The 25,477-nt window shown below is 34.6% G+C and carries 22 protein-coding genes; 11 read left to right on the top strand and 11 right to left on the bottom strand.

Translation table 11 applies throughout. The annotated features are described in order from the left end of the window. Positions 1 to 116: 116 nt before the first annotated feature. The 4 genes from BUC31_RS15285 to BUC31_RS15270 all read right to left on the bottom strand — a co-directional run bounded on the left by BUC31_RS15285 (position 117) and on the right by BUC31_RS15270 (position 3,233). Positions 117 to 404, bottom strand: coding sequence for a DUF3817 domain-containing protein (locus BUC31_RS15285; RefSeq protein WP_073245685.1), 288 nt, complete (start codon positions 402 to 404; stop codon positions 117 to 119). Between the two features lie 21 nt (positions 405 to 425). After that, complete coding sequence (gene lpdA / locus BUC31_RS15280; protein ID WP_073245683.1) at positions 426 to 1,817, bottom strand: dihydrolipoyl dehydrogenase; 1,392 nt, start codon at positions 1,815 to 1,817, stop codon at positions 426 to 428. Between the two features lie 196 nt (positions 1,818 to 2,013). Then, complete coding sequence (gene msrB / locus BUC31_RS15275) at positions 2,014 to 2,511, bottom strand: peptide-methionine (R)-S-oxide reductase MsrB (RefSeq protein ID WP_073245681.1); 498 nt, start codon at positions 2,509 to 2,511, stop codon at positions 2,014 to 2,016. Between the two features lie 158 nt (positions 2,512 to 2,669). Continuing rightward, complete coding sequence (locus BUC31_RS15270) at positions 2,670 to 3,233, bottom strand: collagen-like triple helix repeat-containing protein (RefSeq protein ID WP_073245679.1); 564 nt, start codon at positions 3,231 to 3,233, stop codon at positions 2,670 to 2,672. Between the two features lie 173 nt (positions 3,234 to 3,406). Between BUC31_RS15270 and glgB the strand changes: the two genes are divergently transcribed. The 4 genes from glgB (at position 3,407) to BUC31_RS15250 (ending at position 10,031) form a co-directional block, all read left to right on the top strand. After that, the gene (glgB, locus tag BUC31_RS15265) at positions 3,407 to 5,302 is read left to right on the top strand and encodes a 1,4-alpha-glucan branching protein GlgB (protein WP_073245677.1); all 1,896 of its coding nucleotides are present in this window, start codon (positions 3,407 to 3,409) and stop codon (positions 5,300 to 5,302) included. A 79-nt stretch (positions 5,303 to 5,381) separates the two neighbouring features. After that, on the top strand, positions 5,382 to 7,784 hold the full coding sequence (locus tag BUC31_RS15260; protein ID WP_073245671.1) for a glycoside hydrolase family 31 protein: 2,403 nt from the start codon (positions 5,382 to 5,384) through the stop codon (positions 7,782 to 7,784). 36 nt (positions 7,785 to 7,820) lie between these two features. Continuing rightward, positions 7,821 to 8,630, top strand: coding sequence for a M48 family metallopeptidase (locus tag BUC31_RS15255; RefSeq protein ID WP_073245669.1), 810 nt, complete (start codon positions 7,821 to 7,823; stop codon positions 8,628 to 8,630). Positions 8,631 to 8,690: 60 nt separating this feature from the next. Continuing rightward, positions 8,691 to 10,031 (top strand): MFS transporter, encoded by a 1,341-nt coding sequence (locus BUC31_RS15250; protein ID WP_073245667.1) that lies wholly within the window; start codon positions 8,691 to 8,693, stop codon positions 10,029 to 10,031. A gap of 44 nt (positions 10,032 to 10,075) precedes the next feature. Here the strand turns inward: BUC31_RS15250 and BUC31_RS15245 are convergent, their stop codons facing one another. Genes BUC31_RS15245 through BUC31_RS15230 form a run of 4 tightly spaced genes read right to left on the bottom strand, consistent with a single transcriptional unit; the run spans position 10,076 to position 13,018 of the window. Beyond that, a complete protein-coding gene (locus tag BUC31_RS15245; protein ID WP_073246011.1) occupies positions 10,076 to 10,801 on the bottom strand; it encodes a head GIN domain-containing protein in 726 nt (241 codons plus the stop codon). Positions 10,802 to 10,828: 27 nt separating this feature from the next. Next, positions 10,829 to 11,920: a DUF4097 family beta strand repeat-containing protein gene (locus BUC31_RS15240; RefSeq protein WP_073245665.1), complete on the bottom strand. Its 1,092-nt coding sequence runs from the start codon at positions 11,918 to 11,920 to the stop codon at positions 10,829 to 10,831. Next, positions 11,901 to 12,464: a hypothetical protein gene (locus BUC31_RS15235; protein ID WP_073245662.1), complete on the bottom strand. Its 564-nt coding sequence runs from the start codon at positions 12,462 to 12,464 to the stop codon at positions 11,901 to 11,903. The genes BUC31_RS15240 and BUC31_RS15235 overlap by 20 nt, the downstream gene beginning before the upstream one ends. After that, positions 12,464 to 13,018: an RNA polymerase sigma factor gene (locus tag BUC31_RS15230; protein WP_073245660.1), complete on the bottom strand. Its 555-nt coding sequence runs from the start codon at positions 13,016 to 13,018 to the stop codon at positions 12,464 to 12,466. The genes BUC31_RS15235 and BUC31_RS15230 overlap by 1 nt, the downstream gene beginning before the upstream one ends. A gap of 332 nt (positions 13,019 to 13,350) precedes the next feature. On the opposite strand from BUC31_RS15230, the gene lon reads away from it, so the two are divergent. Both lon and cmk read left to right on the top strand, forming a co-directional pair. Next, a complete protein-coding gene (lon, locus tag BUC31_RS15225; RefSeq protein WP_073245658.1) occupies positions 13,351 to 15,801 on the top strand; it encodes an endopeptidase La in 2,451 nt (816 codons plus the stop codon). A gap of 28 nt (positions 15,802 to 15,829) precedes the next feature. Further along, the gene (gene cmk / locus BUC31_RS15220) at positions 15,830 to 16,528 is read left to right on the top strand and encodes a (d)CMP kinase (RefSeq protein WP_073245656.1); all 699 of its coding nucleotides are present in this window, start codon (positions 15,830 to 15,832) and stop codon (positions 16,526 to 16,528) included. A 49-nt stretch (positions 16,529 to 16,577) separates the two neighbouring features. Here cmk and BUC31_RS15215 read toward each other — a convergent pair whose 3' ends face one another. Further along, complete coding sequence (locus BUC31_RS15215) at positions 16,578 to 16,958, bottom strand: LysM peptidoglycan-binding domain-containing protein (protein WP_073245653.1); 381 nt, start codon at positions 16,956 to 16,958, stop codon at positions 16,578 to 16,580. Between the two features lie 266 nt (positions 16,959 to 17,224). Between BUC31_RS15215 and rpsA the strand changes: the two genes are divergently transcribed. Beyond that, complete coding sequence (gene rpsA, locus BUC31_RS15210; RefSeq protein WP_073245651.1) at positions 17,225 to 19,060, top strand: 30S ribosomal protein S1; 1,836 nt, start codon at positions 17,225 to 17,227, stop codon at positions 19,058 to 19,060. Between the two features lie 377 nt (positions 19,061 to 19,437). Here rpsA and BUC31_RS15205 read toward each other — a convergent pair whose 3' ends face one another. Together BUC31_RS15205 and BUC31_RS15200 are read right to left on the bottom strand one after the other, a co-directional pair. Further along, positions 19,438 to 20,688, bottom strand: coding sequence for a BamG family beta-barrel-assembly machinery protein (locus BUC31_RS15205; RefSeq protein ID WP_073245649.1), 1,251 nt, complete (start codon positions 20,686 to 20,688; stop codon positions 19,438 to 19,440). Further along, positions 20,678 to 22,018: a DUF4270 family protein gene (locus tag BUC31_RS15200; RefSeq protein WP_073245647.1), complete on the bottom strand. Its 1,341-nt coding sequence runs from the start codon at positions 22,016 to 22,018 to the stop codon at positions 20,678 to 20,680. Before BUC31_RS15200 ends, BUC31_RS15205 begins: the two co-directional genes overlap by 11 nt. A gap of 240 nt (positions 22,019 to 22,258) precedes the next feature. On the opposite strand from BUC31_RS15200, the gene BUC31_RS15195 reads away from it, so the two are divergent. From BUC31_RS15195 to BUC31_RS15180, 4 genes are all read left to right on the top strand, one after another. Next, positions 22,259 to 23,251 (top strand): Kelch repeat-containing protein, encoded by a 993-nt coding sequence (locus BUC31_RS15195; RefSeq protein ID WP_084135054.1) that lies wholly within the window; start codon positions 22,259 to 22,261, stop codon positions 23,249 to 23,251. A gap of 74 nt (positions 23,252 to 23,325) precedes the next feature. Next, a complete protein-coding gene (locus tag BUC31_RS15190; RefSeq protein ID WP_073245645.1) occupies positions 23,326 to 23,667 on the top strand; it encodes a DUF4907 domain-containing protein in 342 nt (113 codons plus the stop codon). 7 nt (positions 23,668 to 23,674) lie between these two features. Then, on the top strand, positions 23,675 to 24,709 hold the full coding sequence (locus BUC31_RS15185) for a sensor histidine kinase (RefSeq protein WP_073245643.1): 1,035 nt from the start codon (positions 23,675 to 23,677) through the stop codon (positions 24,707 to 24,709). After that, on the top strand, positions 24,706 to 25,434 hold the full coding sequence (locus BUC31_RS15180) for a LytR/AlgR family response regulator transcription factor (RefSeq protein ID WP_073245641.1): 729 nt from the start codon (positions 24,706 to 24,708) through the stop codon (positions 25,432 to 25,434). Before BUC31_RS15185 ends, BUC31_RS15180 begins: the two co-directional genes overlap by 4 nt. The last annotated feature ends 43 nt before the right edge of the window (positions 25,435 to 25,477 follow it).

Below are 25,477 nucleotides of genomic sequence, written 5' to 3'. Positions count from 1 at the left end.
TAAAACTTTTTTGATTTACTCAAAACACTTTTTTACGTATGAATACCGCTATTTAATAATAGAGTAAGTTCTTAGGTATAAATTTATGAACTAGAGGCGGTTAAAATAAATTTGCCTTAAGCATTATCTTCAGGTCTTAAATATTTCTCTTCGACGTAGAATGTAGCAAAGGGTAGAAGTGATGCTATACCAAAAATAAATACCTTTTTAAAGCTCCATTTGTGTGTAAACCCTACTATTAATGTTAGCGCTATAAAGGCAATGAACAAGAAACCGTGAGCGTAGCCTACCAATTTATTTGGTTCTGGTATTTCTGCCCAATATTTTAATGGCATGGTTACCCCGAACAACGCCAAATAGGAGATTCCTTCTAAAATTGCCGTTGCTCGAAATAACTTTAACATGCTATACTATTTTGTATTTAATTATAAGTGTATTACCTCGTCATAAGCTGCTGCAGTAGCTTCCATAACAGCTTCGCTCATGGTTGGGTGTGGGTGAATAGCTTTTAATACTTCATGACCGGTAGTTTCTAGTTTACGACCAAGAACTGCTTCAGCAATCATATCTGTTACACCTGCACCAATCATATGGCAACCTAACCATTCGCCGTACTTGGCATCGTATATAACTTTAACGAATCCTTCAGATGCACCAGAAGCTTGTGCTTTACCACTTGCAGAGAAAGGAAATTTACCAACTTTAATATCAATACCTTTTTCTCTAGCTTGTTTTTCGGTTAAACCAACAGAAGCAATTTCAGGAGAACAGTATGTACAACCTGGTATATTACCATAATCTAAAGGCTCAACATGCATTTCTGCTAATTTCTCTACACATAAAATACCTTCAGCAGATGCAACGTGGGCAAGTGCTGGACCCGGTGTAACATCACCAATTGCGAAATATCCTGGTATGTTAGTTTGGTAATAATCATTTACCAAAATCTTATCTCTGTCAGTAGCGATACCAACATCTTCTAATCCTATGTTTTCAATATTGGTTTTAATACCAACCGCAGATAATACGATGTCAGCTTCAAGAACTTTTTCTCCTTTTGCTGTTTTAACAGTAGCCTTTACACCATCGCCAGAAGTGTCAACAGAAGTAACTTCTGCAGAGGTCATAATTTTAACCCCCGCTTTTTTGAAACTTCTTTCTAATTGCTTAGAAATATCTTCGTCTTCAACAGGTACAATGTTCGGTAAATATTCAACTACGGTAACCTCGGTGCCCATAGAGTTGTAGAAGTAAGCGAATTCTATACCAATTGCACCACTACCAACGACAATCATTTTCTTAGGTTGTTTTTTTAAAGTCATCGCTTGTCTGTACCCAATAATTTTTTTACCATCTTGTGGTAAGCTAGGTAGTTCGCGACTTCTTGCACCTGTTGCAATGATAATGTTGTTTGCGCTGTATTCAGTAATAGAACCATCTTCAGCCTTAACTGAAACTTTCTTTCCTGCTTTTAAGGTTCCGTAACCTTTAATAACCTCAATTTTATTCTTCTTCATTAAGAATTGAACACCTTTGCTCATTCCTTCCGCAACGCCACGGCTTCTTTTTACAACCGCATCAAAATCTTTATCGGCACCTTTAATTTTTAAACCGTAGTCTTCTGCATGTTTCAAGTATTCAAATACTTGTGCAGATTTCAACAAAGCTTTGGTAGGTATACAGCCCCAATTTAAGCAAACGCCTCCTAAACTTTCTTTTTCAATAACGGCGGTCTTAAAGCCTAATTGTGCAGCCCTAATAGCAGTTACATATCCGCCAGGACCACTACCTAAAACAATAATATCGAAAGTGCTCATATTCTGATTTTTTGTAGTTTTAATTGAAGATCAAAAATACAAAACCTAATTGAGATTGCTCATAGGTTTTTAAAATATGACCTTTAATATGAAATTGTGATATTTAGAAAAGAATCTAGTTTGTTTACTATGAATGTTATAGAAACAAACTAGAGGTCTAAATAGACCTCTTTTTTATATCATTTTTAAACCAAAATTATTCCGCAGGTACAAAATTTAAAGCTACACCATTAACACAATGACGCAAACCTGTTGGATCTGGTCCGTCCTCAAAAACGTGACCTAAATGTCCGCCACACGTAGCACAATGCTCTTCGGTTCTTTTGTAACCAATTTTATAATCTACATCATAAGCAACGTTGCCTTCAATTTCTTCATAGAAACTTGGCCAGCCGGTACCAGAATCAAATTTTGTATAACTTTTAAATAGGGGAGTGGCACATGCAGCACATACGTAAGTACCTTTTTCTTTATTCTTTAAAAGCTCACTAGTAAAAGGATTTTCAGTAGCGGCTTCACGAAGTACGTAATATTGAGAATCGGTCAACTCTTTTTTCCATTCGCTATTCGATTTCTGAACGGCAAATTCTTTCTTAACACTCGTTTTTGTTGTGGTAGCCATCTCTTTTTCTTGAGAAGTACCTTTACAGCTTACAAAAAGTACGAGTAGTGCAATTACAATATTTATTTTCATCTTTTTAATTTTTTTTAGCTCTGTCGAATAAAATATGTATTCCTTTCAATGTATTGTATTTACGGAACTTTTAGTGTTAAGGTTTTGAAAATAATATAAAAAAAAAGCCCCTGATTAATCAAGGGCTCTCACTTAAATAGGTTAACTATATATGGGTATTATTCTATTGTTATTTTCTGTATACTATCTTCTGTTATGCCTAAATGTACCATTACAGAATTAATGTTAGAGGTGTCTAATTTACCTGTAGAAGATTCTGCTGGTAAAACTGCAATTCTAAAAACCTGGTTGTCAGTATCACCTGCCGGTAGGGTTGATAGGTCAAAATCTGACTCTAAGAATATATTAACATCTAAAAAGGTATAGTCAAAGTTGTATTGTAGCAACCCTTGATCTAAAATTCTTGTTTGTGGCATCAACCTCCAAATATCAACAGATTCACCGTTACTATCTTCAGTTACATCCCAAAGCATGTAAACTAAAACTACATCAGTTTCAAAAACTTCTATAGTTTGTGGAAACTCGTAAAATATGGAATAGTCATTATCTAAAGTAAACGTACCCTCAATATCCATCACCTGACCTAAGATGTTTACTCCGTCCGCACCATCTAATCCATCCACACCATCAAATCCATCAAATCCAGCAGGTCCTTGTGGTCCTTCACATGAAATAAAAAATAGTGTTGCAAGTGCTCCAATAAATAAATTCAGTTTTCTCATAATGTTATATTTTTTCGGTTTGAGTTTTTATTTTGAATAGTTGTTTCAAAAAGCGTTCCATTTTTGGTTTTTAGATATTTAAATCGGATATTAACTGCTATATTTTCAACAAAAATGAATTGAAGTCGACCGTCTTTAAAAGATGATTAGCTTTACAAAAATAAACACTCTATATGCCTAACGTACAAGTTCACTCACTTTTTACTGATTTTGACATAGACCTTTTTAAAGGAGGTAAGCATTATCGACTATATGAAAAGTTGGGTTCTCATTTGGTAGAAGTAGATGGTGTAGCCGGAACTTACTTTGCTGTATGGGCTCCGTCTGCAAAATCTGTATCTGTAGTTGGTAATTTTAATTCTTGGGATTCAGATGACCATAAGTTGAATGTTCGTTGGGATTCTAGCGGAATTTGGGAAGGCTTTATACCTAATATAGGTAAAGGCGAAGTTTATAAATATAAGATACAGTCCAATAATAATGACATCTGGACAGAAAAAGCGGATCCTTTTGCAAGGTACTGTGAGCACCCACCAAATACAGCGTCTATTGTATGGACGGCCGAGCATGATTGGAAAGATGAAGCTTGGATGGGGTATAGAAAAGATAAAAACGGATTAGATAAACCATACTCCGTTTATGAAGTGCATTTAGGTTCATGGAAGAAAAATGCTGAAAATAAGTTTTTAACGTATAAAGAGTTTGCGATAGATCTTGTAAACTATGTTAAAGAAATGGGGTATACCCATGTGGAGTTTATGCCGATAATGGAGTACCCTTATGATCCTTCTTGGGGGTATCAATTAACCGGTTATTTTGCACCAACATCAAGATTTGGTTCACCAGAAGAATTTAAATTTTTAGTAGACGCTTTTCATCAAAACGACATAGGAGTAATTTTAGATTGGGTACCTTCTCATTTTCCAGAAGATGCACATGGTCTTGGTTTCTTTGATGGTTCTAATTTATATGAACATCCAGATAGAAGAAAAGGCTACCATACAGATTGGAAGAGTTTGATATTTAATTATGGTAGAAATGAGGTTAGAGCATTTCTTATAAGTAATGCCATATTCTGGTTAGATCAATTTCATGTAGATGGTCTTCGTGTAGATGCCGTTGCATCTATGTTATATTTAGATTATTCTAGAGAAGATGGTGAGTGGGAGCCAAATATATATGGTAATAATGAGAATTTAGAAGCCATATCTTTTATTCGAGAATTAAATGAAGCGGTATATTCTAGTTTTGATGGTGTACAGACTATTGCTGAAGAATCTACGGCATTTTCAGGGGTTTCAAAACCAGTTGAACATGGTGGTTTAGGTTTTGGTATGAAATGGATGATGGGCTGGATGCATGATACATTACAGTTTTTTCAAAAAGAACCTATCTACAGAAAACACCACCAGAACGATTTAACTTTTAGTATGACCTATGCTTTTACTGAAAATTTTATGCTGCCTTTTTCGCATGATGAGGTAGTTTACGGTAAGCAGTCATTAGTATATAGAATGCCAGGTGATGAATGGCAGCGATTTGCAAATTTAAGGTTGTTGTTCGGGTACATGTTTACCCACCCAGGTACCAAATTAATGTTTATGGGTGGCGAATTTGGACAAACGGCAGAGTGGAATTTTGAGCAAAGTTTAGACTGGCATTTATTGCAGTACGGTGGTCATAAAGGAATTCAAGATTTTGTAAAAGATTTAAATCATCTATACAAAAGCGCACCAGCATTATATGAGAAGCAATTTAGTCCAGAAGGTTTTCAATGGATAGATTATGGTGATCACGAAAATTCTGTATTGACCTACGTACGTAAAGGTCATGATGAAAAAAACGATTTAATAATAGCGTGTAATTTTACGCCTGTACCTAGAGAAAATTATAGAATAGGTAATCCTAAAAAAGGAAAATTAACAGAGGTTTTAAACAGTGATGATGCCAGATATGGTGGCGGTGGAAATTTAAATACTAAAATAAAATCGTCTACTAAACCGGCTCACGGACATAAAAAGTCCATAGAAATTACTATTCCGCCTTTAGGTATAGTAATACTGAAATAATTTGAGGTAGTTTTTGTTTTAGTCTGCTTTAAAGAATTTCTTTGATAGTAATAATTGATATTTTTTAATTTATAAGTTCATGATCACAAATACAGAGCTTGAGTATAAAGGTAATTTATACCCAAACCATATCGTTGAATTTTCACAAGACTCAGATAAATTATACTTCACAACAGACAACGGTGTTGTTTTACAAATAACAATATTAAGAGGTAGCATAATTCGTTTCAGGTATGCTACCAATTATAATTTCGAACCAGATTTTTCATATGCCATTGACCCAGATGCAACAATGGGTTATAGTAAGTTAGAAATTGTAGAGAATGATACAGAGTACGTGGTAGCTACTGCACGTTTAAGTATTCTAGTAGATAAAATGACGTTACGTACTCAAATTTCAGATTTAGAGGGAAATATCATTAGTGAAGATGAATTAGGTTTTCATTGGGAAGAAAACTATGAATATGGTGGTAATACCGTAAAATTGAGTAAAATTACCCAGTCGGGAGAGAGTTTTTATGGCATGGGCGATAAAGCCATGCATAGTAACCTAAAGGGTAAAAGAGTAGAGAATTGGGTAACCGATCAATTTGCTTTTGCAAAAGAGCAAGATCCGCTTTACAAGGCGATACCATTTTACGTTGGCTTAAATAAAGGCAAAGCTTACGGTATTTATTTTGACAACAGTTTTAGAACAGGTTTCGATTTTTCGCAAGAGCGAAGAAATATAACAAGCTTTTGGGCAGATGGTGGCGAAATGAATTATTACTTCATTTTTGGACCAGATATGCCAAAAGTAGTGAGTTCATATTCAAGTCTTACCGGTACGCCAGAATTGCCACCAATGTGGGCATTAGGCTTTCACCAATCTAAATGGAGCTATTACCCAGAAAGTAATGTAAAAGAAATAGCTAGTGATTTTAGAAAACATCGAATTCCGTGTGATGCCATTTATTTGGATATAGATTACATGGATGGGTTTAGATGTTTTACTTGGAATAAAGAGCACTTTCCTGATCCAAAGAGAATGATTTCAGAATTGGAAGAAGATGGTTTCAAGACTGTGGTGATGATTGATCCAGGTATAAAAGTGGATCGTGATTACTGGATTTATAACGAAGCATTAGAAAACGATTATTTCTGTAAAAGGGGAGATGGCCCGTTAATGCATGGTAAGGTGTGGCCTGGGGAATGTAATTTTCCAGATTTCACTAATCCTGCAGTTCGAGAATGGTGGGCAGAATTGTATAAAGAATTTATGTCAGAATTGGGAGTTCATGCCGTTTGGAATGACATGAACGAACCGGCAGTTATGGAAGTGCCAACAAAAACGGCACCTTTAGATACCCGTCATAATTACGACGGGCACCCATGTACACACAGAAAAGCGCACAACGTTTATGGTATGCAGATGGTAAGGGCAACCTATGAAGGTGTTAAAAAGTATGTATATCCAAAAAGACCATTTGTAATAACAAGAGCCGCATTTGCAGGTACACAACGATATTCTTCTACTTGGACAGGCGATAATGTAGCTACTTGGGAGCATTTATGGATAGCCAACGTACAGGTACAGCGTATGTGTTTAAGCGGCTATTCTTTTGTAGGCTCTGATATAGGCGGATTTGCCGAACAACCAGATGGCGAATTATTTGCCAGATGGGTACAATTAGGAATTTTTCATCCGTTTTGTAGAGTACATTCAAGTGGAGATCATGGTGATCAAGAACCATGGTCATTTGGTTCAGAGATAACAGATATCGTTAGAAAGTTTATAAATCTACGCTATCAACTGTTGCCGTATTTGTACACCATGTTCTATAAATACACGAAAGAAAACATACCTATGGTTCAGTCTTTAGTGTTCTTTGATCAAGAAGATAATCAAACGCATTTTAGAACTGACGAGTTTATTTTTGGAGAGAAAATATTGGTTTGCCCTATTCAAGAACCCAATGCACAAGGACGCAGAATGTACATACCTCGTGGAGAGTGGTACGATTTTTGGACCAACGAACATGTAACAGGAGGTAAAGAGAAATGGGTAGCGGCTGAAATTGATATGCTTCCAATTTTTGTAAAGGCCGGAGCTATAATTCCAAAGTATCCTGTTCAACAATATGTTGGAGAAAAGAAAATAGAAGAATTAGTCTTAGAAGTATATTATAAAGAAGGTATAGAAGCATCTGAGGTATATGAGGATTCAGATGATGGGTATGACTATAAGAAAGGGCGGTATTCTTTGAGTAATTATAAGTTGACAGGTAAAGAAAATTCATTGACAATTCAGTTATTTAAAGATGGAACTTTTGAGACCGAGTATGAGATGATAAAGCTTAATTTTCATGGACTTCCTTTTGAAGTTGATAGTGTTATGATAGACAATGAAAAAATAGCATTAGATAGTATATCGGTTAACGAAAACAATGATTTGCGAATAGACAAAAACTTTACGCTATTGCATTTATCAGGAAAACAATAACTTTGTAGCTTATTACCATTAACTAAAATTAACAATATGAGAAAATTAGTATTAATTGTATTTGTATTTATAGGCGTTTCAGCTTGTAAAGTAAATCCGTTTACGGGTCAGAAAACTTTGAATTTTTATCCGAATAGTCAGGTGTTTCCTTCTGCCTTTGCGCAATACGACACTTTTTTAACTGAGAATAATGTTGTTACTGGTACAGCAGATGCTCAAATGATTACTAGAGTGGGTCAGCGTATTTCTTCTGCTGCAGAACGTTGGTTAACTGCAAACGGACACCCGGGTTATTTAGCAGACTATAAGTGGGAATATAACTTGGTAAAAGATGAAACTGTAAACGCTTGGTGTATGCCGGGTGGTAAAATTGTATTTTATACAGGTATTTTACCAATTACTCAGACAGAAACTGGTGTTGCAGTGGTAATGGGTCATGAGGTAGCTCATGCTCTTGCTGATCACGGTGCACAACGTATGAGTGCAGGTACATTACAACAAATAGGTGCTGTTGCGGGTAATGTTGCAATTAAAAATCAACAAACTTTAGGCTTGTTCAATCAGGCTTACGGTGTAGGTACGCAGTACTTGGGTATGTTACCATTTAGCAGAAGTCACGAAACTGAAGCAGATAGAATAGGTTTGCAGATTATGGCTATTGCCGGTTACGATCCTTATGAGGCTGCAGAGCTTTGGAAAAGAATGAAGGCAAACAGTGGAGGAGAGGCTCCGCCAGAATTCATGAGTACACACCCTTCTAATGATACAAGAATTAATAACCTAACGGCTTGGGCACCAGATGCCGAGGCAGAAGCTGCAAAATTTGGAGTAACTAAATTCCAATAAAACGTTAAGGATTATTGTATATTGAAGCCGTTCAGAAATGAACGGCTTTTATTTTTATATATGGGGAAGACACTAGCAGCAAAAGGAAGTAAAAAATTATTGAACGCATGGGCTTTTTATGACTGGGCAAATTCAGTGTATACACTGACTATAGCCTCTTCTATATTTCCTATCTATTATTCTTCACTTTTTGTTTCTAAAGATGAGTTGGTTTCGGCTTTCGGTTTTGATATGAAACAGACCGTACTCATTTCAATAGTTACTGCTTTTACCTTTCTTGTAGTAGCATTTTTATCACCCGTATTATCGGGCATTGCAGATTATGTGGGCAATAAGAAAATGTTCATGAAATTTTTCTGCTATACTGGTAGTATAGGCTGTATGGGTTTGTATTGGTTCGATCTAGAACAAATTCATTTAAGTCTACTATTCTATTTTATGGGATTAATAGGCTATTGGGGAAGTCTTGTTTTTTATAATTCATATTTGCCTGATATTGCTTTTGAAGAGCAACAAGATAGTATTAGCGCAAAAGGATTTTCTTTAGGGTATTTTGGTAGTGTTCTTTTGTTATTGTTGAATTTAGCTATGGTTATGAAACCAGAATGGTTCGGTTTTGATATTGGTGAAACAGAAGACACGCTAAATGCAGCTAAAGTAGAAGCGATGAGAATATCGTTTATAACCGTTGGTGTGTGGTGGTTGCTTTTTAGTCAATATACATTTTGGGTGTTACCAAAAGGGGTGGGTAAAGGTCATAAAATTACACGCGACGTTCTTTTTAATGGTCTTAAAGAGCTCAAAGTAGTTTGGGGTCAATTGAAAGAAAATGAAAGACTAAAGCGTTATTTAAATGCCTTTTTTGTATTTAGTATGGCTGTCCAAACAATAATGTTAGTTGCGGTGTATTTTGGAGAAAAAGAAATTGCTTGGGTTTCTGCAAGTGAAAAAACTACAGGTTTGATTATTAGTGTTTTGGTAATTCAATTGGTAGCAATAGCTGGTGCTATAACCACCTCTAAGGCATCTGATAAATTTGGAAATATTAAAACCTTAATTGCGGTTAATGCAATTTGGATGTTACTATGTGTTTACGCTTATTTTATGGTAACACCAATTCAATTTTACATCGCTGCCGGTTTTGTAGGATTGGTAATGGGAGGTGTTCAGTCTTTAGGTAGATCTACATACTCGAAATTTTTACCAGAAACAGAAGACACCACGTCGTATTTTAGTTTTTATGACGTCGCTGAAAAAATTGGTATTGTTATCGGTATGGCACTCTTTGCTATAATTGATCAGGTGAGTAATATGCGATATGCCATTTTGTTTTTGTTTGTATTCTTTTTAGGCGGTATTATATTGTTATTTAGGGTAGATGAATCAAAAAAGCCCCTATAAAGAGGCTTTGTTGAATTGATTGTTCGCTATTTTGATTTTATTTGTTATCCTTTAGATATGTCTCCAGAACCTGAAGTTTTAGTATTCACCTTTTCGGGATTTCCTCTGTAAGAGATATCACCTGATCCAGATACACGTGCTTTTATAGATTTATTTGCAGTTACTTGTATGTCTGCAGATCCAGAAACGGTTGCCTCAACATTATCAGCCTCAAGACCATATGCTTCAATATCCCCACTACCAGAAATAGTTGCTTCAAAATCGGTAGTCCTACCGCTTAATGAAATATCTCCGGATCCTGACATTGAAGCAGAAATAGAGCTCGTATCAATATCTAAGGTAATATCACCAGATCCTGACATGGCTGTACTGAATTTATCTGCTTTAATTTTTGTCTTTCCAACGATATCTCCAGAACCAGACATAGCCACAGAACTTATAGATTCTACAGGTACGGTAATATGAATCCCAGATTTCCAATTGCTTGATTTTAGGTTGACACCCTTTTCAGTTTTAATAACTAGTTTTCCATCTTTTACTTCTGTAATAATATATTCTAAAAGGTTTTCTTCCCCTTCTAAAATAATTTCCCCTTCACTGCCAGAAACTAAATCGATATCGAACCAGCCAGAAACAGCTACTCCGTCATAATCTCCAGTACTTCTTTCAACGGTTACATTGTTTCCGTTTCCTTTTATGGTTTTTCCCCATTGTGCTGAACAAGAAAGAGATAAAAAACCTGCACATACTAATAAACTTAATTTTCTCATGATTTTCATATTTATTTGATTGATTGATTATTTTTTGGTGAAACTGATTCCGCCATAGTCACTTGATAGTGTCATTTTATTTCCACTTCCTTTAGAGCCATAAAAGCCTTCATAGTGTTTATCAGAAGATTTTTCTGTGCTGATATTAATAGTAAAGTCGTCTTTTCCACTAACTCCAGAATAACTAGTAGAAATATCGAAATCAAAATGATAGTCGCTATGATATCCAATTTTGATTCCCGTGTAATCTGTTCTAATATTTACATTGCCGGCATCTGCAGCAAGCTCTTCAATTCTAATAGAACCATAGTCAGCCACAATAGAAACATCACCATGTACAATACCTAATTTTACAGTAATATAATCGCCATTACCATCAATACTTTTTAGTTCGTCGATATCCATATTGCCATAGTCGCTAGTATATTCAAGATTATCCATAGTACCAATATTTGCGTTGGTGTAGTCTGCATTTATGGCAAGATTACCTGCTTTTGCTATGGTGAAACCAGAGTAGTCAGCTCTTATTTCTCCACTATTGATATACCCAATCGTAGACTTAGAGGTGTAATCGAAATTTAAACGATTATTACGACCTCTTAGTTCCCCTAAATCTAACCTTCCGTAGTCACAATTAATTCTAGCGTGGCCATCAATTCTATCTAGGCTAATATTGCCGTAATCGTTACTTAGGTCAACATTGTTCTTTACAGGAACTTTAATGGTGTAGTTGATTTGCATGTTAACATTATTGTTATTTCCCCAGCTCCATCCCCAGCCATTATTATTTTTATTGAAAATAGTTTCTGCGGAAACACGCTCGTTACTGGCTTCAAAATCAATAGATATTTCATCTAGTTTTTTCTGAACCTTTTCTTCGTTATTACCATTGGTTTTAATGTGAACTTCAATAACGACCCTATTCTCGTTCCAAGAAGTAATATTTAAATTACCGTAAGAGTTGTTGATTTTCAGCAGTGCATTAGCATTAACATTAAACTCTTTTTTAATGGTTTTTTCTTTAGTATGCTTGCCATCAAAAGAAGTGTCATTTGCATTTGCTACAGTGGTAAAGGCAAGTAAAAGTAACCACGTGTATTTATATAGTATAGTTTTCATCATTCGATTTTTTAATTGATTTAATATTTTCAATTTGTATCATTACCTCGTTTAAAAGGTCTATTCTGGTTTGGAAATTAGTAATCATAGCACTTAATATAAGTTTGCTATTACCACCGTTTAAAAGATCCTGTTCCATTTTGGTGTAATTCAATTGAAGTTTTTTCAATTGAGTCATGGTATCATTAATTATTTTTTCTGTTTCTGGTGATTTTTCAGAATTCAGTTCGTTGATTTGTTCTTCGATTAAATTGGCAAAATAAAATTGGGTATTAGAAGCTTCCGGAGAAATTTCTGCAACCTGATCTTCAATGCTACTAGCAGTATTAAGTTGAAATATTCCAACTGATAATAAAATAGCAATTGATGCGGCAACAGATAAAAAAAGCATCCAAGGATTCTTTTTCTTAGGTGCAAGCGTAGCCACGCCTTTAGATTCATTTAGTTTTTCTAAAAAACGCTGTTGGTGCCCGGTAGTGGGTTCCGCATAATCCATTTTGTCCTGTAGCTCAATAAAAAGCTCGTCAATAGTATCTTTCTTCATTAGACTGCGAGTATTAATTTTTTTCTAAGACTTTCTTTAGCTCGTGAAACGGTAGTTCTGCAATTAGCATAGCTAATGTTCATGATTTCGCTGATTTCATCATAATCGAACCCTTCAATTAGATGTAAGGTCAAAGAAATTCTGTAATTGTCTTTTAAATCTTTCATGGTTTCCATCACTTTTTGAGCCTTTAGTTCTGTAAACACATGGTCAGATGCAATTCCGTCATTATCTTCGACCTTGTACAATACTTCATCTAAAGCAACTTCATTCTTTTTTTGTTGCTTTCTATATTGATGTATGCTGTTGTTAATAACAATGCGCTTTAACCAGGATCCAAAAGTTACTTCCCCTTTAAAAGTATGCAGTTTCGTAAATGCGCTTAGAAACGATTCTTGCATAATGTCTTCTGCTTGGGCAGTGTCTTTTACGATTCTTAGAGATGTATTGAACATAGCCTTGTAATACCTATTGTACACTTCTAGCTGTGCACTCTGTTTACCGGCCATGCACAATTGCACTAGCTCATCAATATGTTCTCTTTGTTGGCTCAAAAAGTGATTGGTTTTATTGAAAGATGATTGAATTTACGGTTTGTTACAGTTTGGAAAAATTTATATTCAATATTCTTTACTTATTAAGGAGCATTTGATTTCTAAAGAGGCTTTTTATATATGCTTTATGGACCTGTGCTGAGGTAGTCTAATTTAATGCTATCTTATTTTTAAACGAATTAATTCACTTGGCACAAGAATTGAAATACCTTTATGCAAATGAAGGTGCAAAAGCTGTATTCGCTTAGTTTTCATTGCTATTACAGCATTTATGTATAATTTATAAAAATAAAATTCTGTTAGTTTAATGACAGAATGACCGATATATGAGTATGGGAGATTCTAAATTTTCAAATTTTGACAATATGTCTTTACAGGGAATAGATCAAGATTCTGAGCTTATACCACTATTGACCCCTGAAGATGAGGAGCAAATGAATAGTGAGACATTGCCAGAAACTTTACCGATATTGCCTTTAAGAAATACAGTGCTTTTTCCTGGTGTGGTAATTCCTATTACTGCGGGTAGAGATAAAAGTATTCGCTTAATAAAAGATGCTAATAATGGTTCTAAGGTCATTGGTGTAGTTTCTCAGAAAGACGAGGAAACTGAAAATCCTGATGTGCAAGATATTAACACCTTGGGTACGGTTGCCAAAATATTACGTGTGCTTCAAATGCCCGATGGTAATACAACGGTCATCATTCAAGGTAAAAAACGTTTTGAGGTTGCCGAAATTTTGACTAAAAAGCCATATTTAACAGCTACAGTTAGAGAGACCGAAGAAGTTAGACCAAAAAAGAACGATAAGGAGTTTTTAGCTATTATTGAATCGATTAAAGAATTGGCTTTAAAAATAATTAGAGACAATCCAAACATTCCTAGTGAGGCTTCTTTTGCTATTAAGAATATTCAAAGCGATTCTTTCTTGATCAACTTTGTATCGTCTAATCTTAATTTAGATGTTAAGGCAAAGCAAGAATTATTAGAGATTGGTAGCTTACAAGAAAGGGCATTGGCAACATTGAAATATATGAATGTTGAAATGCAAAAGTTAGAGCTTAAAAACGATATACAGTCTAAAGTTAGAAATGACTTAGATCAACAGCAGAGAGAGTATTTCTTACACCAGCAAATGAAAACCATTCAAGAAGAATTGGGTGGTGTTTCTTATGATGAGGAATTAGAGGAGATGAAAATCAAGTCTAAAAAGAAAAAATGGGGTAAGAAAGTAAAAGAGCATTTTGATAAAGAATTAGCAAAAATGAAGCGGATGAATCCGCAGGTTGCAGAATATTCTATTCAAAGAAATTATTTAGATCTTATGCTAGATCTACCTTGGAAAGAGTTTTCAAAAGATAAATTCGATTTAAAAAGAGCACAAAGAATATTAGATCGAGACCATTATGGTTTAGAGGATGTCAAGAAAAGAATCATAGAGTATCTAGCGGTATTAAAACTGCGTAATGATATGAAATCTCCAATTTTGTGTTTGTACGGACCTCCGGGAGTTGGTAAAACTTCTTTAGGCAAATCTGTTGCAGAAGCATTAGGTAGAGAATACGTAAGAATGTCTTTGGGTGGTTTACGTGATGAAGCTGAAATTAGAGGACATCGTAAGACGTACATTGGTGCTATGCCAGGTAGAATTATTCAAAGTCTTAAAAAGGCAGGTACCTCAAATCCTGTATTTATACTTGATGAGATAGATAAGTTGTCTAATAGTAATCAAGGTGATCCATCTTCTGCGATGTTAGAGGTGTTGGATCCTGAGCAGAATAGTGATTTTCATGATAATTTTTTAGAGTTAGGTTATGACCTTTCTAAAGTGATGTTTGTAGCTACCGCTAATAATTTAGGTAGCATTCAGCCTGCACTTAGAGATCGAATGGAGATTATTCACGTAAGTGGTTATACCATAGAAGAAAAAGTAGAGATTGCTAAAAAGCATTTACTGCCAAAGCAATTAACAGAACATGGTTTAGATTCTAGTCATTTAAAAATTGGTAAGCCACAACTAGAGAAAATTGTTGAAGGTTATACCCGTGAATCTGGCGTACGTTCTTTAGAGAAGCAAATTGCCAAAATGGTACGTTACGCGGCTAAGTCTATCGCTACAGAAGAGGAATATGAGGTAAAGGTTAGTAATGAAGTTATTATTGAAGTATTGGGCGCACCAAAAATGGAGCGTGACAAGTATGAAAATAATGAGGTTGCAGGTGTAGTAACAGGTCTTGCTTGGACCAGTGTTGGGGGTGATATTTTGTTTATTGAATCTATACTTTCAAAAGGTAAAGGTACTATGAGTATTACTGGTAACCTTGGTAAAGTAATGAAGGAGTCTGCCACCATTGCAATGGAGTATATAAAATCTAATGCTGAAAGATTTGGAATAGACCCATCGGTTTTTGAAAAGTACAATGTGCATATTCACGTGCCAGAGGGTGCAACCCCTAAAGATGGCCCGAGTGCGGGTATAACCATGTTGACTTCTTTAGTTTCGTTATTCACACAAAAGCGAATTAAAAAGAGTTTGGCAATGACAGGGGAAATTACGCTACGTGGTAAAGTGTTACCAGTTGGTGGAATTAAAGAGAAGATTCTTGCTGCAAAAAGAGCAAAAATTAAAGAGATAATTCTTTGTGCAGATAATGAGCGTGATATCAAAGAAATCAAGGAATCTTACTTAAAAGGATTGACTTTTCACTATGTAAAAGAAATGTCTGAAGTAATTGATATTGCAATTACAGATGTCAAAGTAAAAAACGCGAAGGAGCTATAGTATAGCTTTTCTATATATTTTTGGAACAATGAAAAAAATCACTATTGCAATTGATGGATTCTCTTCTACGGGAAAAAGCACTTTAGCTAAGCAATTGGCTAAAAAGCTAGAATATGTTTATGTAGATACAGGTGCAATGTATCGTGCAGTTACTCTATTTGCTATGAAGTCCGGTTTTGTAGAAGCGGGTGAGGTGGATGAAGATGCATTAGTGAAATCATTAGGAGATATTAAATTGAATTTTATTTTTAATTCAGATTTAGGGTATGCCGAAATGTATTTGAATGGTGAAAATGTAGAGAAGGAAATAAGAACTATGCCTGTGTCAAAAAATGTGAGTCAGGTTTCTGTTATCTCAGCTGTGCGAGAGAAGTTGGTAGCCATGCAACAAGCGATGGGTGCTGATAAAGGTCTTGTTATGGACGGTAGAGATATCGGTACAGTGGTTTTTCCTGGTGCTGAGCTTAAGATTTTCATGACGGCTTCACCAGAAAAACGTGCGGTAAGAAGATATAAAGAATTGTTGGATAGGGGAGAAGATGTGGTTTATGCAGATATTCTTGAAAATGTTGAAAAACGAGATTATATAGATAGTAACCGTGCAATTTCACCTTTAAAGAGAGCAGACGATGCTATTGAGTTTGATAATAGTGATTTAGGGCTAGAGGATCAGTTTCAAAGAATGTATGAACATTCGCTCCGGGTTATAGAAAAACATCAAGCATAAAAAAAGAGGTTAGCAATGCTAACCTCTTTTTATTTATATAGTATCAATACTATTTGTTTGGTATAACCAATACTTGATCTGGATGAATAACATCTGGGCTTTTTAAGATACCAGTGTTTGCTTCAAATATAGCTTTGTATTGCATAGCATCACCGTAATAGTGCTTCGCTATTTTACTTAAAGACTCACCACCTTTAACTACATGTCTGTGATAAACAGAATCGTCCTCAACAGTGATATTAGCTTTTATATCAGAAGGGCTTTCACCACCTAGTTCCTTAATTTTATCCCACATTAGGTCTTTTTCATAAGGCGTTTTTGCTTGTCCTTTTATTTTAAGAACATCGCCTTCAACAGTTACATTACCGTCTTTTATACCTAATTGCTCACCAAGATTCAAAAGACCTTGATATTTTGCCTTAACACTCATAATTTTACTTTTTTTAATGGTTATTATAATACTTCTAAGATAAGCATATTTAGGATATTTAATTCTAAAATCATGCCAAATTCATTAAATGAACGTGTAATATCTTGTTGTGTTGCCTAATTTAAATAAAATGATTATTTTTGCACACCTTTTTTGCAAGGAAGTCAAGAGAAAAAAGGGATTAGATAAACAAATAAATATAACTACTTTCATAGTCGTTGCCTAAGTCTTGATAAGGTTATGGAATACAAATTATTAATCAGCAAATGGCTGAAGAAAAAACAAACGCAGAGGTAGAAGCTACTACTGAAGCAACACAACAAGCTGTTGAAACTCCACAGCAAGATCCACAAGAATTTTTAGAAAGTTTCAATTGGGAAAAATACGAGCAAGGAATTGAGCGTGTTGACGATTCTAAATTGAAGGAATTTGAAAAATTAGTTGCCGAGAACTTTGTAGATACTGCCGATGAGGAAGTAGTAGAAGGTACGGTAGTTTATATCACAGATAGAGAAGCTATTATTGATATCAACGCAAAATCTGAAGGTGTAATTTCGTTAAACGAATTTCGTTACAACCCAGGTTTAAAAGTTGGTGACAAAGTAGAGGTATTGATTGATATTCGTGAGGATAAAAGTGGTCAACTAGTATTATCTCACAGAAAGGCGAGAACTATTATGGCTTGGGATCGTGTTAACGCGGCTCATGACAAAGAAGAAATCGTTAGTGGTTTTGTTAAGTGCAGAACTAAAGGTGGTATGATCGTTGACGTATTTGGTATTGAAGCTTTCTTACCAGGTTCTCAAATAGATGTTAAGCCTATTCGTGATTACGATCAGTATGTTAACAAAACAATGGAATTTAAGGTTGTAAAAATCAACCACGAATTTAAAAACGTTGTTGTTTCTCATAAAGCTCTTATTGAAGCTGATATTGAAGAACAGAAGAAAGAAATCATTAGCCAATTAGAAAAAGGACAAGTATTAGAAGGTGTTGTTAAAAACATTACTTCTTACGGTGTGTTTATTGATCTAGGTGGTGTTGATGGTTTAGTTCACATTACTGACCTTTCTTGGAGCAGAATCAACCACCCGAACGAGGTTGTTGAACTTGACCAGAAATTAAATGTTGTAATTCTTGATTTTGATGAAAACAAATCTAGAATTCAATTAGGTCTTAAGCAATTAGAGAAGCATCCTTGGGAAGCTTTATCTGATGAAATTAAGATTGGTGATAAAGTAAAAGGTAAAGTAGTTGTTATAGCTGATTACGGCGCATTCATCGAAGTTGTTGAAGGTGTTGAAGGTCTTATCCACGTTTCTGAAATGTCTTGGTCTACGCACTTGCGTTCTGCACAAGATTTCGTAAAAGTTGGTGATGAGGTTGAAGCAGTTGTATTGACATTGGATCGTGAAGATCGTAAAATGTCTCTTGGTATCAAGCAATTGACTCCAGATCCTTGGACTGATATTACTACTAAATATCCTGTAGGTTCTAAGCATAAAGGTATTGTAAGAAACTTTACAAACTTTGGTGTTTTTGTTGAGCTAGAAGAAGGTATTGATGGTTTAATTTATATCTCTGATCTTTCTTGGACTAAGAAAATCAAGCATCCATCTGAGTTTACCAATGTTGGTGATACTTTAGAGGTTGAGGTGTTAGAATTAGATGTTGATGGTCGTAAGTTAAGCTTAGGTCATAAACAAACTACTGAAAACCCTTGGGATAAATATGAAACTGAATTCGCATTGGGTACAGTTCATACAGCAACCATTTCTGATGTAGTTGATAAAGGTGCAACAATTGAATTTAACGAAGATATTACTGCATTCATTCCTCAACGTCATTTAGAGAAAGAAGATGGTAAGAAACTAGGTAAAGGCGATGAAGCTGAATTCAAGATTATTGAGTTCAATAAAGACTTCAAACGTGTAGTAGCTAGTCATACTGCTATTTTCCGTGAAGAAGAGCAACGTAATGTAAAAGCAGCTGTCAAAAGACAAGCAGCTAGCGCAGATGAAGCTAAGCCTACATTAGGTGATGCTAACGATGCACTACAAGCGTTGAAAGACAAAATGGAAGCTGATTCTAAGAAGAAGTAATTTCATAGTATAGATCCTTTATAAGGGTCAAAAGTAAAAGCCCGGATATGTATCCGGGCTTTTTTTTGTGTCTATTATTTTCACTTTTAAGTGCTGATAAATTGAATTTCTAATGGAGATGTTGATATAGAAATTTAAATTACTTTAAAGATAAGTAGATAATTAGTTTCAGTGATTTCTTGCCTTGGTTTGATAGGATATATCTTTGGCAAGTATCAAAAGTAAAAGCCCAGAAATTAATCTGGGCTTTTTTAATATCCACAATTCTCAGTTCCTATTAGGGTTCCAAAAAAAATGAATTACTAATGGAGATTTTAATAATAAAAGTTTAATTCACTTCATAATTTATTGTTTTAATAAGTATTTCGTTTTTTAAATTAGTACACCTTCTTCTTTACAAACCAGATGTCTTCTAAACTCAAGTTTAAAGTAACTAGGTGAAAATTCTCTTTTACTAAAACGTTTTGCAAAAGTCCCTTTGAACCATAACTATAAGAAAGGTTGATCATAGAGTGGGTACCTCTGCTTGTTGGTATGCCAATACCTGCAGTAAAATTATAACCCTCCACCTTTTTGTCACCTATGGCTAAGTACCCATTATCATAATTATAACCTAATCTGTAGGCAAGTCTTTGACCATATTTGTAACTGGTAGGGTCTTGAATAAATTCTAGACCAAAGGCGTAAATATCTTGATCTTCATAGCTGCCAATGTTTTCTGATTGATTAGTGTCTGACCAGAAGTTTTTCTTATAATCGGCACTAAAGGTCAGTTCTTCAATAGGTTTTATACTCATACCAAAACCAAACTCTAAAGGAAGTTTAAAATCAGAAACATTACCAGAGCTTTCATCTTCCACAGAAATTGCAATTCCTGATATTGTTTTATCGACAGATCTTTTTAGGTTTCCGTTTAAACTTGTTGGTAGTTTTACTGTACTACCAATAGTTATTTTGTCATTGACATCATATTGAAGTCCAAAACCTAATCTTGCACCACTATAATTAGTTTGCTCTACAGATTCAAATGTAGAAGTGCTATAAATGAAAGATTCCGTTTCTTCAATGTTTCCGAATAAAAACGACGCACTTAAACCTAATCTCAATTTTGGCATTAGAGCATAACCAACATTTAGCTTAATATCATTTAATCCGCCCAATCCGGTAATGTTACTTTCAAAAGATTCTGTAGATCCCTCAATATTACTACTAACGCCAAGTAGCGAATAACCAACATCGCTATAGGGTGTCATGGTGATACCGGCACCTAAATTTTCCATAATTCTAAATCCGAAGGCTAAATTAGAAAAGTTTACATTCGATTTTTCTTCAGAAGAAGAAGTGTTGCTGTAACTATTAAATTCACCGGTAACACCTATGTCATATAAGAAGGAGTTTTGAGGTATTAAGGCGTAGTTTGCCGGGTTTAAATTGTTTAGCTCGTACGGAGATTTTATGCCGATACCGCTGTAGCCTAAGCTATTAAATTTTCCGATACTTGTCTGGTTAATGACTCCTAATCCGTATAGCGAATATGGCGAGCTAGTTAAAGCTTCAGACTGGGCTGAAGACTGGTTAAAAGCTAACAGTGCTGCTATGGTAAAAAATAGTATTTGGTTAATCTTCATCGTATATACCGTATGTTAATTCTAAAATTGTTTCGTTTTCGCCATTACCGTTTCCGTTCAAAATAAATCTATCGACCGTAGAGTTATAATCTGCAGGAAGCAGAATCAAAGCATCATCAATATCTCTATCTTTTAATTGTAATTCTTCTAAATAATAGGCAATGGGTATTTCATAGTAGATGTCATTAAATTCTTGATTATCTCTATTAAGAATAGCAAATGAAGTAGATGTTAGCGTCTCAATTAAATCATTGTTTTGATCAACCACGTAAACGGCAAGTGTGTCTCTAAGTTTTAAATGGTCATCATAAGATTGCGCTGTTGGTTTAATTTTCAAAACTCCGTCTAAAATAGTTCCGCTACCAGGTATGTCATAAAGACTTGTTATACTGGGAAATTGTACACGCATAGCAATACCAACACCAGACTGAATATAGCTTTGGTTGTTAGAATCTGAACTTTCTAAATTTATCTTACTATCAGTTAAGGTTTGCAAAGGAGTAATAGGATCATCTGCTGTAATTCTATTAAAAAATGGAACAGGAGTAGTAGTACCATCTATTTGTATATCAAGATATTCTTGCTCAGATTCGTATTCAGTATCTGTACTATAATATAAACGCATATAAGTGTTTTCAGAAGATTTTGAAAAACCTATGATGGCTCCGTTATCTATGTCATCTGGTACTAGACCAATACCTTTAAAGTAATCTCGATACTCATCAGCGTTTACAATGTTTTTTTCTTGAAGTTGAGAAAATACATCTGTACCAAAATCATCTACAAGTTTAATAGTAATTGAATCACCAGATAATGGTCTTGGGTAATATTCAGAAAAACCAAGGTCGGTTTCGTCATAACCTATACTACTTGTGTTATAGAAGAAATCATCACCTACTGGGTTAAAATTTTCATTGATTTTTTTAATGTGTATACTATTTTTCTGCAGCGTATCATTATAATAGTAGTTGTCATATCCCATAACCATGACAATACTGTCGAAAATAGCTTCAGAGTCAATAGTGTATGTTTCGGGTAAAAGTTGCATATAGCTAGATGTTGTAACAGTACCGAAAACGGTGTCGGTGTATTTTCCTAAAAGTATTCTAGTTGATTCTGAAGTGACAATACTATCAAACTTCATGGTGGAAGTACTGACGGTTAATGTGTCAATTAGTATAAGGCGAACATTGCTATCGGTAAAAGTTTCACCAGCAACAAATTCTGAGTCATTATAAATATCATCGCTACACGATATGATAGCAATTGATAGGAAACCGCCTAGCATAATCATGTAGAGCGCACGTACTTTGTTTAAGAACACCTTCATTTAGTATTTAATTTTTATCAAAACTAAATACCAGGCTTGGTTGTAAAAACCTGAATAGACGAATCGTGAATGTTAAGGGATGAACTCTGTTATTTAAGCTATTAATGAAAAATTTGTGTTGGTAGATGAAAACAAAGGTTTGGTATGTTAAAAACCAATTTTAATCTATTGTGTTTTTTTGAACAGTAGGGTCTCTAGTAGATTTGATCTTGAAAAGAAAGAACCTTAAAACAAAAAATAATGAATAAAAGAAAATCGTATGTGTACAAAATTACTGGTATGGCACTATTGGCCATGGTAATTACAAGTTGTTCAAGTGATGATGACGATGACGATTTAGGAAACTGGGTAGACAAATCTGTATTTGATGGTAGCCCAAGAAGTAGTATATCGGGCTTTACAATTGACAATGTAGGTTATATGGGTGTTGGTTATGATGGAGATGATTATTTGTCTTCATTTTGGGCATATGATATAGAAGGTGATTATTGGTCGCAAAAGGCAGATTTTCCTGGGGTGGCAAGAAACGCCGCAGTAGGTTTTGAAATAGACGGTACTGGTTACATTGGCTCAGGTTATGATGGGGTAGATGAATTAACAGATTTTTATAGCTATAACACAGCATCTAATACATGGACAGAAATAGCGTCGTTAACAACGGCAAGAAGAAGTGCAGTTGGCTTTGGTACTAATGGCTTTGGTTACGTAGGTACTGGCTATGATGGCGAGAACGATAGAAAAGATTTCTGGAAATATAATCCTGGCAATGATACTTGGACAGAGTTAGTTGGTTTTGGAGGAAACAAAAGAAGGTCGGCAACAACGTTTACCATTGATGGATTGACCTATTTAGGAACAGGAGTTTCTAACGGAGTATATCTAGATGATTTTTGGGTATTTGATCCAACTACAGAAAGCTGGACAAAGAAATTAGATTTGGATGAAGAAGATGATTACGCTGTTCAAAGAAGTAATGCAGTTGGTTTTACATTAAATGGTTACGGCTATATAGCATGTGGTGAATTAAGTGGTGCAACCAATACAGTTTGGGAGTATGATCCTACATCAGATGAGTGGGAGCAAAAAACGTCTTTTGAAGGTGCCACAAGGCAAGATGCTATTGCATTTTCAAATGGAAGTCGTGTATTTATAGGAATGGGTAGAACAGGTACTTTATACCTAGATGATTTAGATGAATTCTTTCCTCAAGATGAGTACGAAGAGGAAGATTAATTTTTCATAGTGAGTGCAATTGTTAATTTTTTGGGTCAATCTGTGTGGATTGGCCCATTTTTAAACATTTATTTATGATTTCGACTGCAAAATATTGGGTCTTACTTGTCTTATTTTTGGCACTTGTGTTGAGCTATTCAATTTATAATCAAACTTTCACTAGTGAAAACCAAACTTTTCATAGTCAGGTGGTAGATTTAAATGATGGTTATGGCTATCAGATTATGAGAGGAGAAAAAATAGTGATTCTACAAGAATATATACCAGGTTTTCCGGGCAAGCAAAAATTTGCTACCAAGGCTCAGGCCTTAAAAACTGCAAATCTTGTAATATCAAAATTAGAAGAAGGTAAATCGCCAATTTTATTACCAACAGATTTAGCAGAATTAAATATTGCTATTGCGACAAGGCGCTAATTTCTTTATGAAATCGATTATAAAAAATAGGGTTCAAATAGTTGTTCATATTAGTATATGGATATTGTTATATGGACTCACTTTTTATCCGATTTTGAACGATGCAAGACCAATTCCTTTAGATGTTTTTCCAAAGCTGATTGTTATAATCGTTCTTTTTTATTTCAACTACTTCTATTTAGTGCCAGAGTATCTGCTGAAAAAAAGTGTACTGTTTTACCTTTTGGTCTCATTGGGTTTGTTGGTAGCTTCTGTGATGCTGCTAAATCACTTTTACGAACCAAAGTTTCCGGAAAACTTTATAATGGATTTTCAACGTCCAAGAGGTTTTGGTTATATGCCTATTTATAGATCGTTCGTAAATCTTGGGATACCCTATGTAATTAGTGCTATATTAAGAATATATGTAGAATGGAAGCGTAATGAAAATTTACGCTTATCGGTAGAAAAGGAAAACATTAAGTCTGAGCTTCAATTTTTAAAAGCGCAGTTGAATCCGCATTTTTTATTCAATACACTTAATACGATTTATGCGCTTTCGGTAAAAAAATCACCAGATACTTCTGAGGCTATAGTTGATTTGTCTGAGTTAATGAGGTATATGATTTACGAGGCTGATAAAGACTTGGTACCATTGAACAAAGAAATAGATTATATAAAAAGTTACATTCAATTACAGCGATTGCGATTATCTGATAGTGAAAATGTTTCTTTAAAAATAACAGGAGAAGACAGGGGAAGAGCAGTACCTCCCTTACTATTTATTTCTTTTATTGAAAATGCCTTTAAATATGGTACCGACTATAAAGGTAAAACCTATGTGAAAATTGCTTTGATTATTACAGATACCTCTGTTTTTTTAAATGTTAAGAATAAAATAGGGGTTATTAGAGAGCCTACAAAGAATTCTGGTATTGGTTTAGAAAATATTAGAAACCAATTAACGCTAATCTACCCAGGGTTACATGATCTTGAAGTTGAGAATGACGGAAAAGATTACGAAGTGTCATTAACTATTTACCAAAAACAATCAAGCCTATGAAATGTATAATTATAGATGATGAGCCATTAGCAATAGAAATACTTTCAGGTTATTGTGAAAAACTAGATTTTATCGATTTGGTAAAAACATACACCAATCCGTTAGATGCTATTAGCGATATAAAAGAGAAAAAAATCGACTTAATTTTTTGTGATATCGAAATGCCTCAAATTAACGGAATCGATTTTATGGGCACTTTAGATAATCGACCATTTTTCATATTTACAACAGCCTATTCGCAATATGCCGTTGAAGGGTTTGAGTTGAATGCAGTTGATTATTTAGTAAAGCCGATACCATATCATCGTTTTATAAAATCAGTATCACGAGTACAAGATTTAATATCTAAAAAACAAAAAACTATTATGGAAGCAAACGTATTCTCATCGGCCGGCGATAATTCAGTAGATAAAAAATTCATTTTTGTAAAGGCAGAATATGAAAGTATAAAAATCAATTTAGATCAAATTGAATATGTACAGGGTCTAAAAGATTATTTAAAGATTCACGTTGTCAATACGAACAAGACCATTCTTACACTCATGAGTTTTAAAGAGATTATGAGTAAATTACCTTCTAATCAGTTTCTTAGAGTGCATAAATCTTATCTAGTAAATGTAAATTATATTAAAACTGTTCAGCGCAATAGAATAGTTATAAACGATATGCGAATTCCTATTGGTGAAAGTCATAAAGAAGCTTTTTTCTCTATACTAGGGTTGTAGATTTCCCAGATAGGTACCTAAATTTATTCATTCTATTTTACTT

Origin of the sequence: Maribacter aquivivus (assembly GCF_900142175.1) — a bacterium.
Lineage (GTDB): Bacteria > Bacteroidota > Bacteroidia > Flavobacteriales > Flavobacteriaceae > Maribacter > Maribacter aquivivus.
The sequence above is the reverse complement of the archived record's forward strand: the minus strand, read 5'-3'. Positions and strand labels throughout refer to the sequence as shown.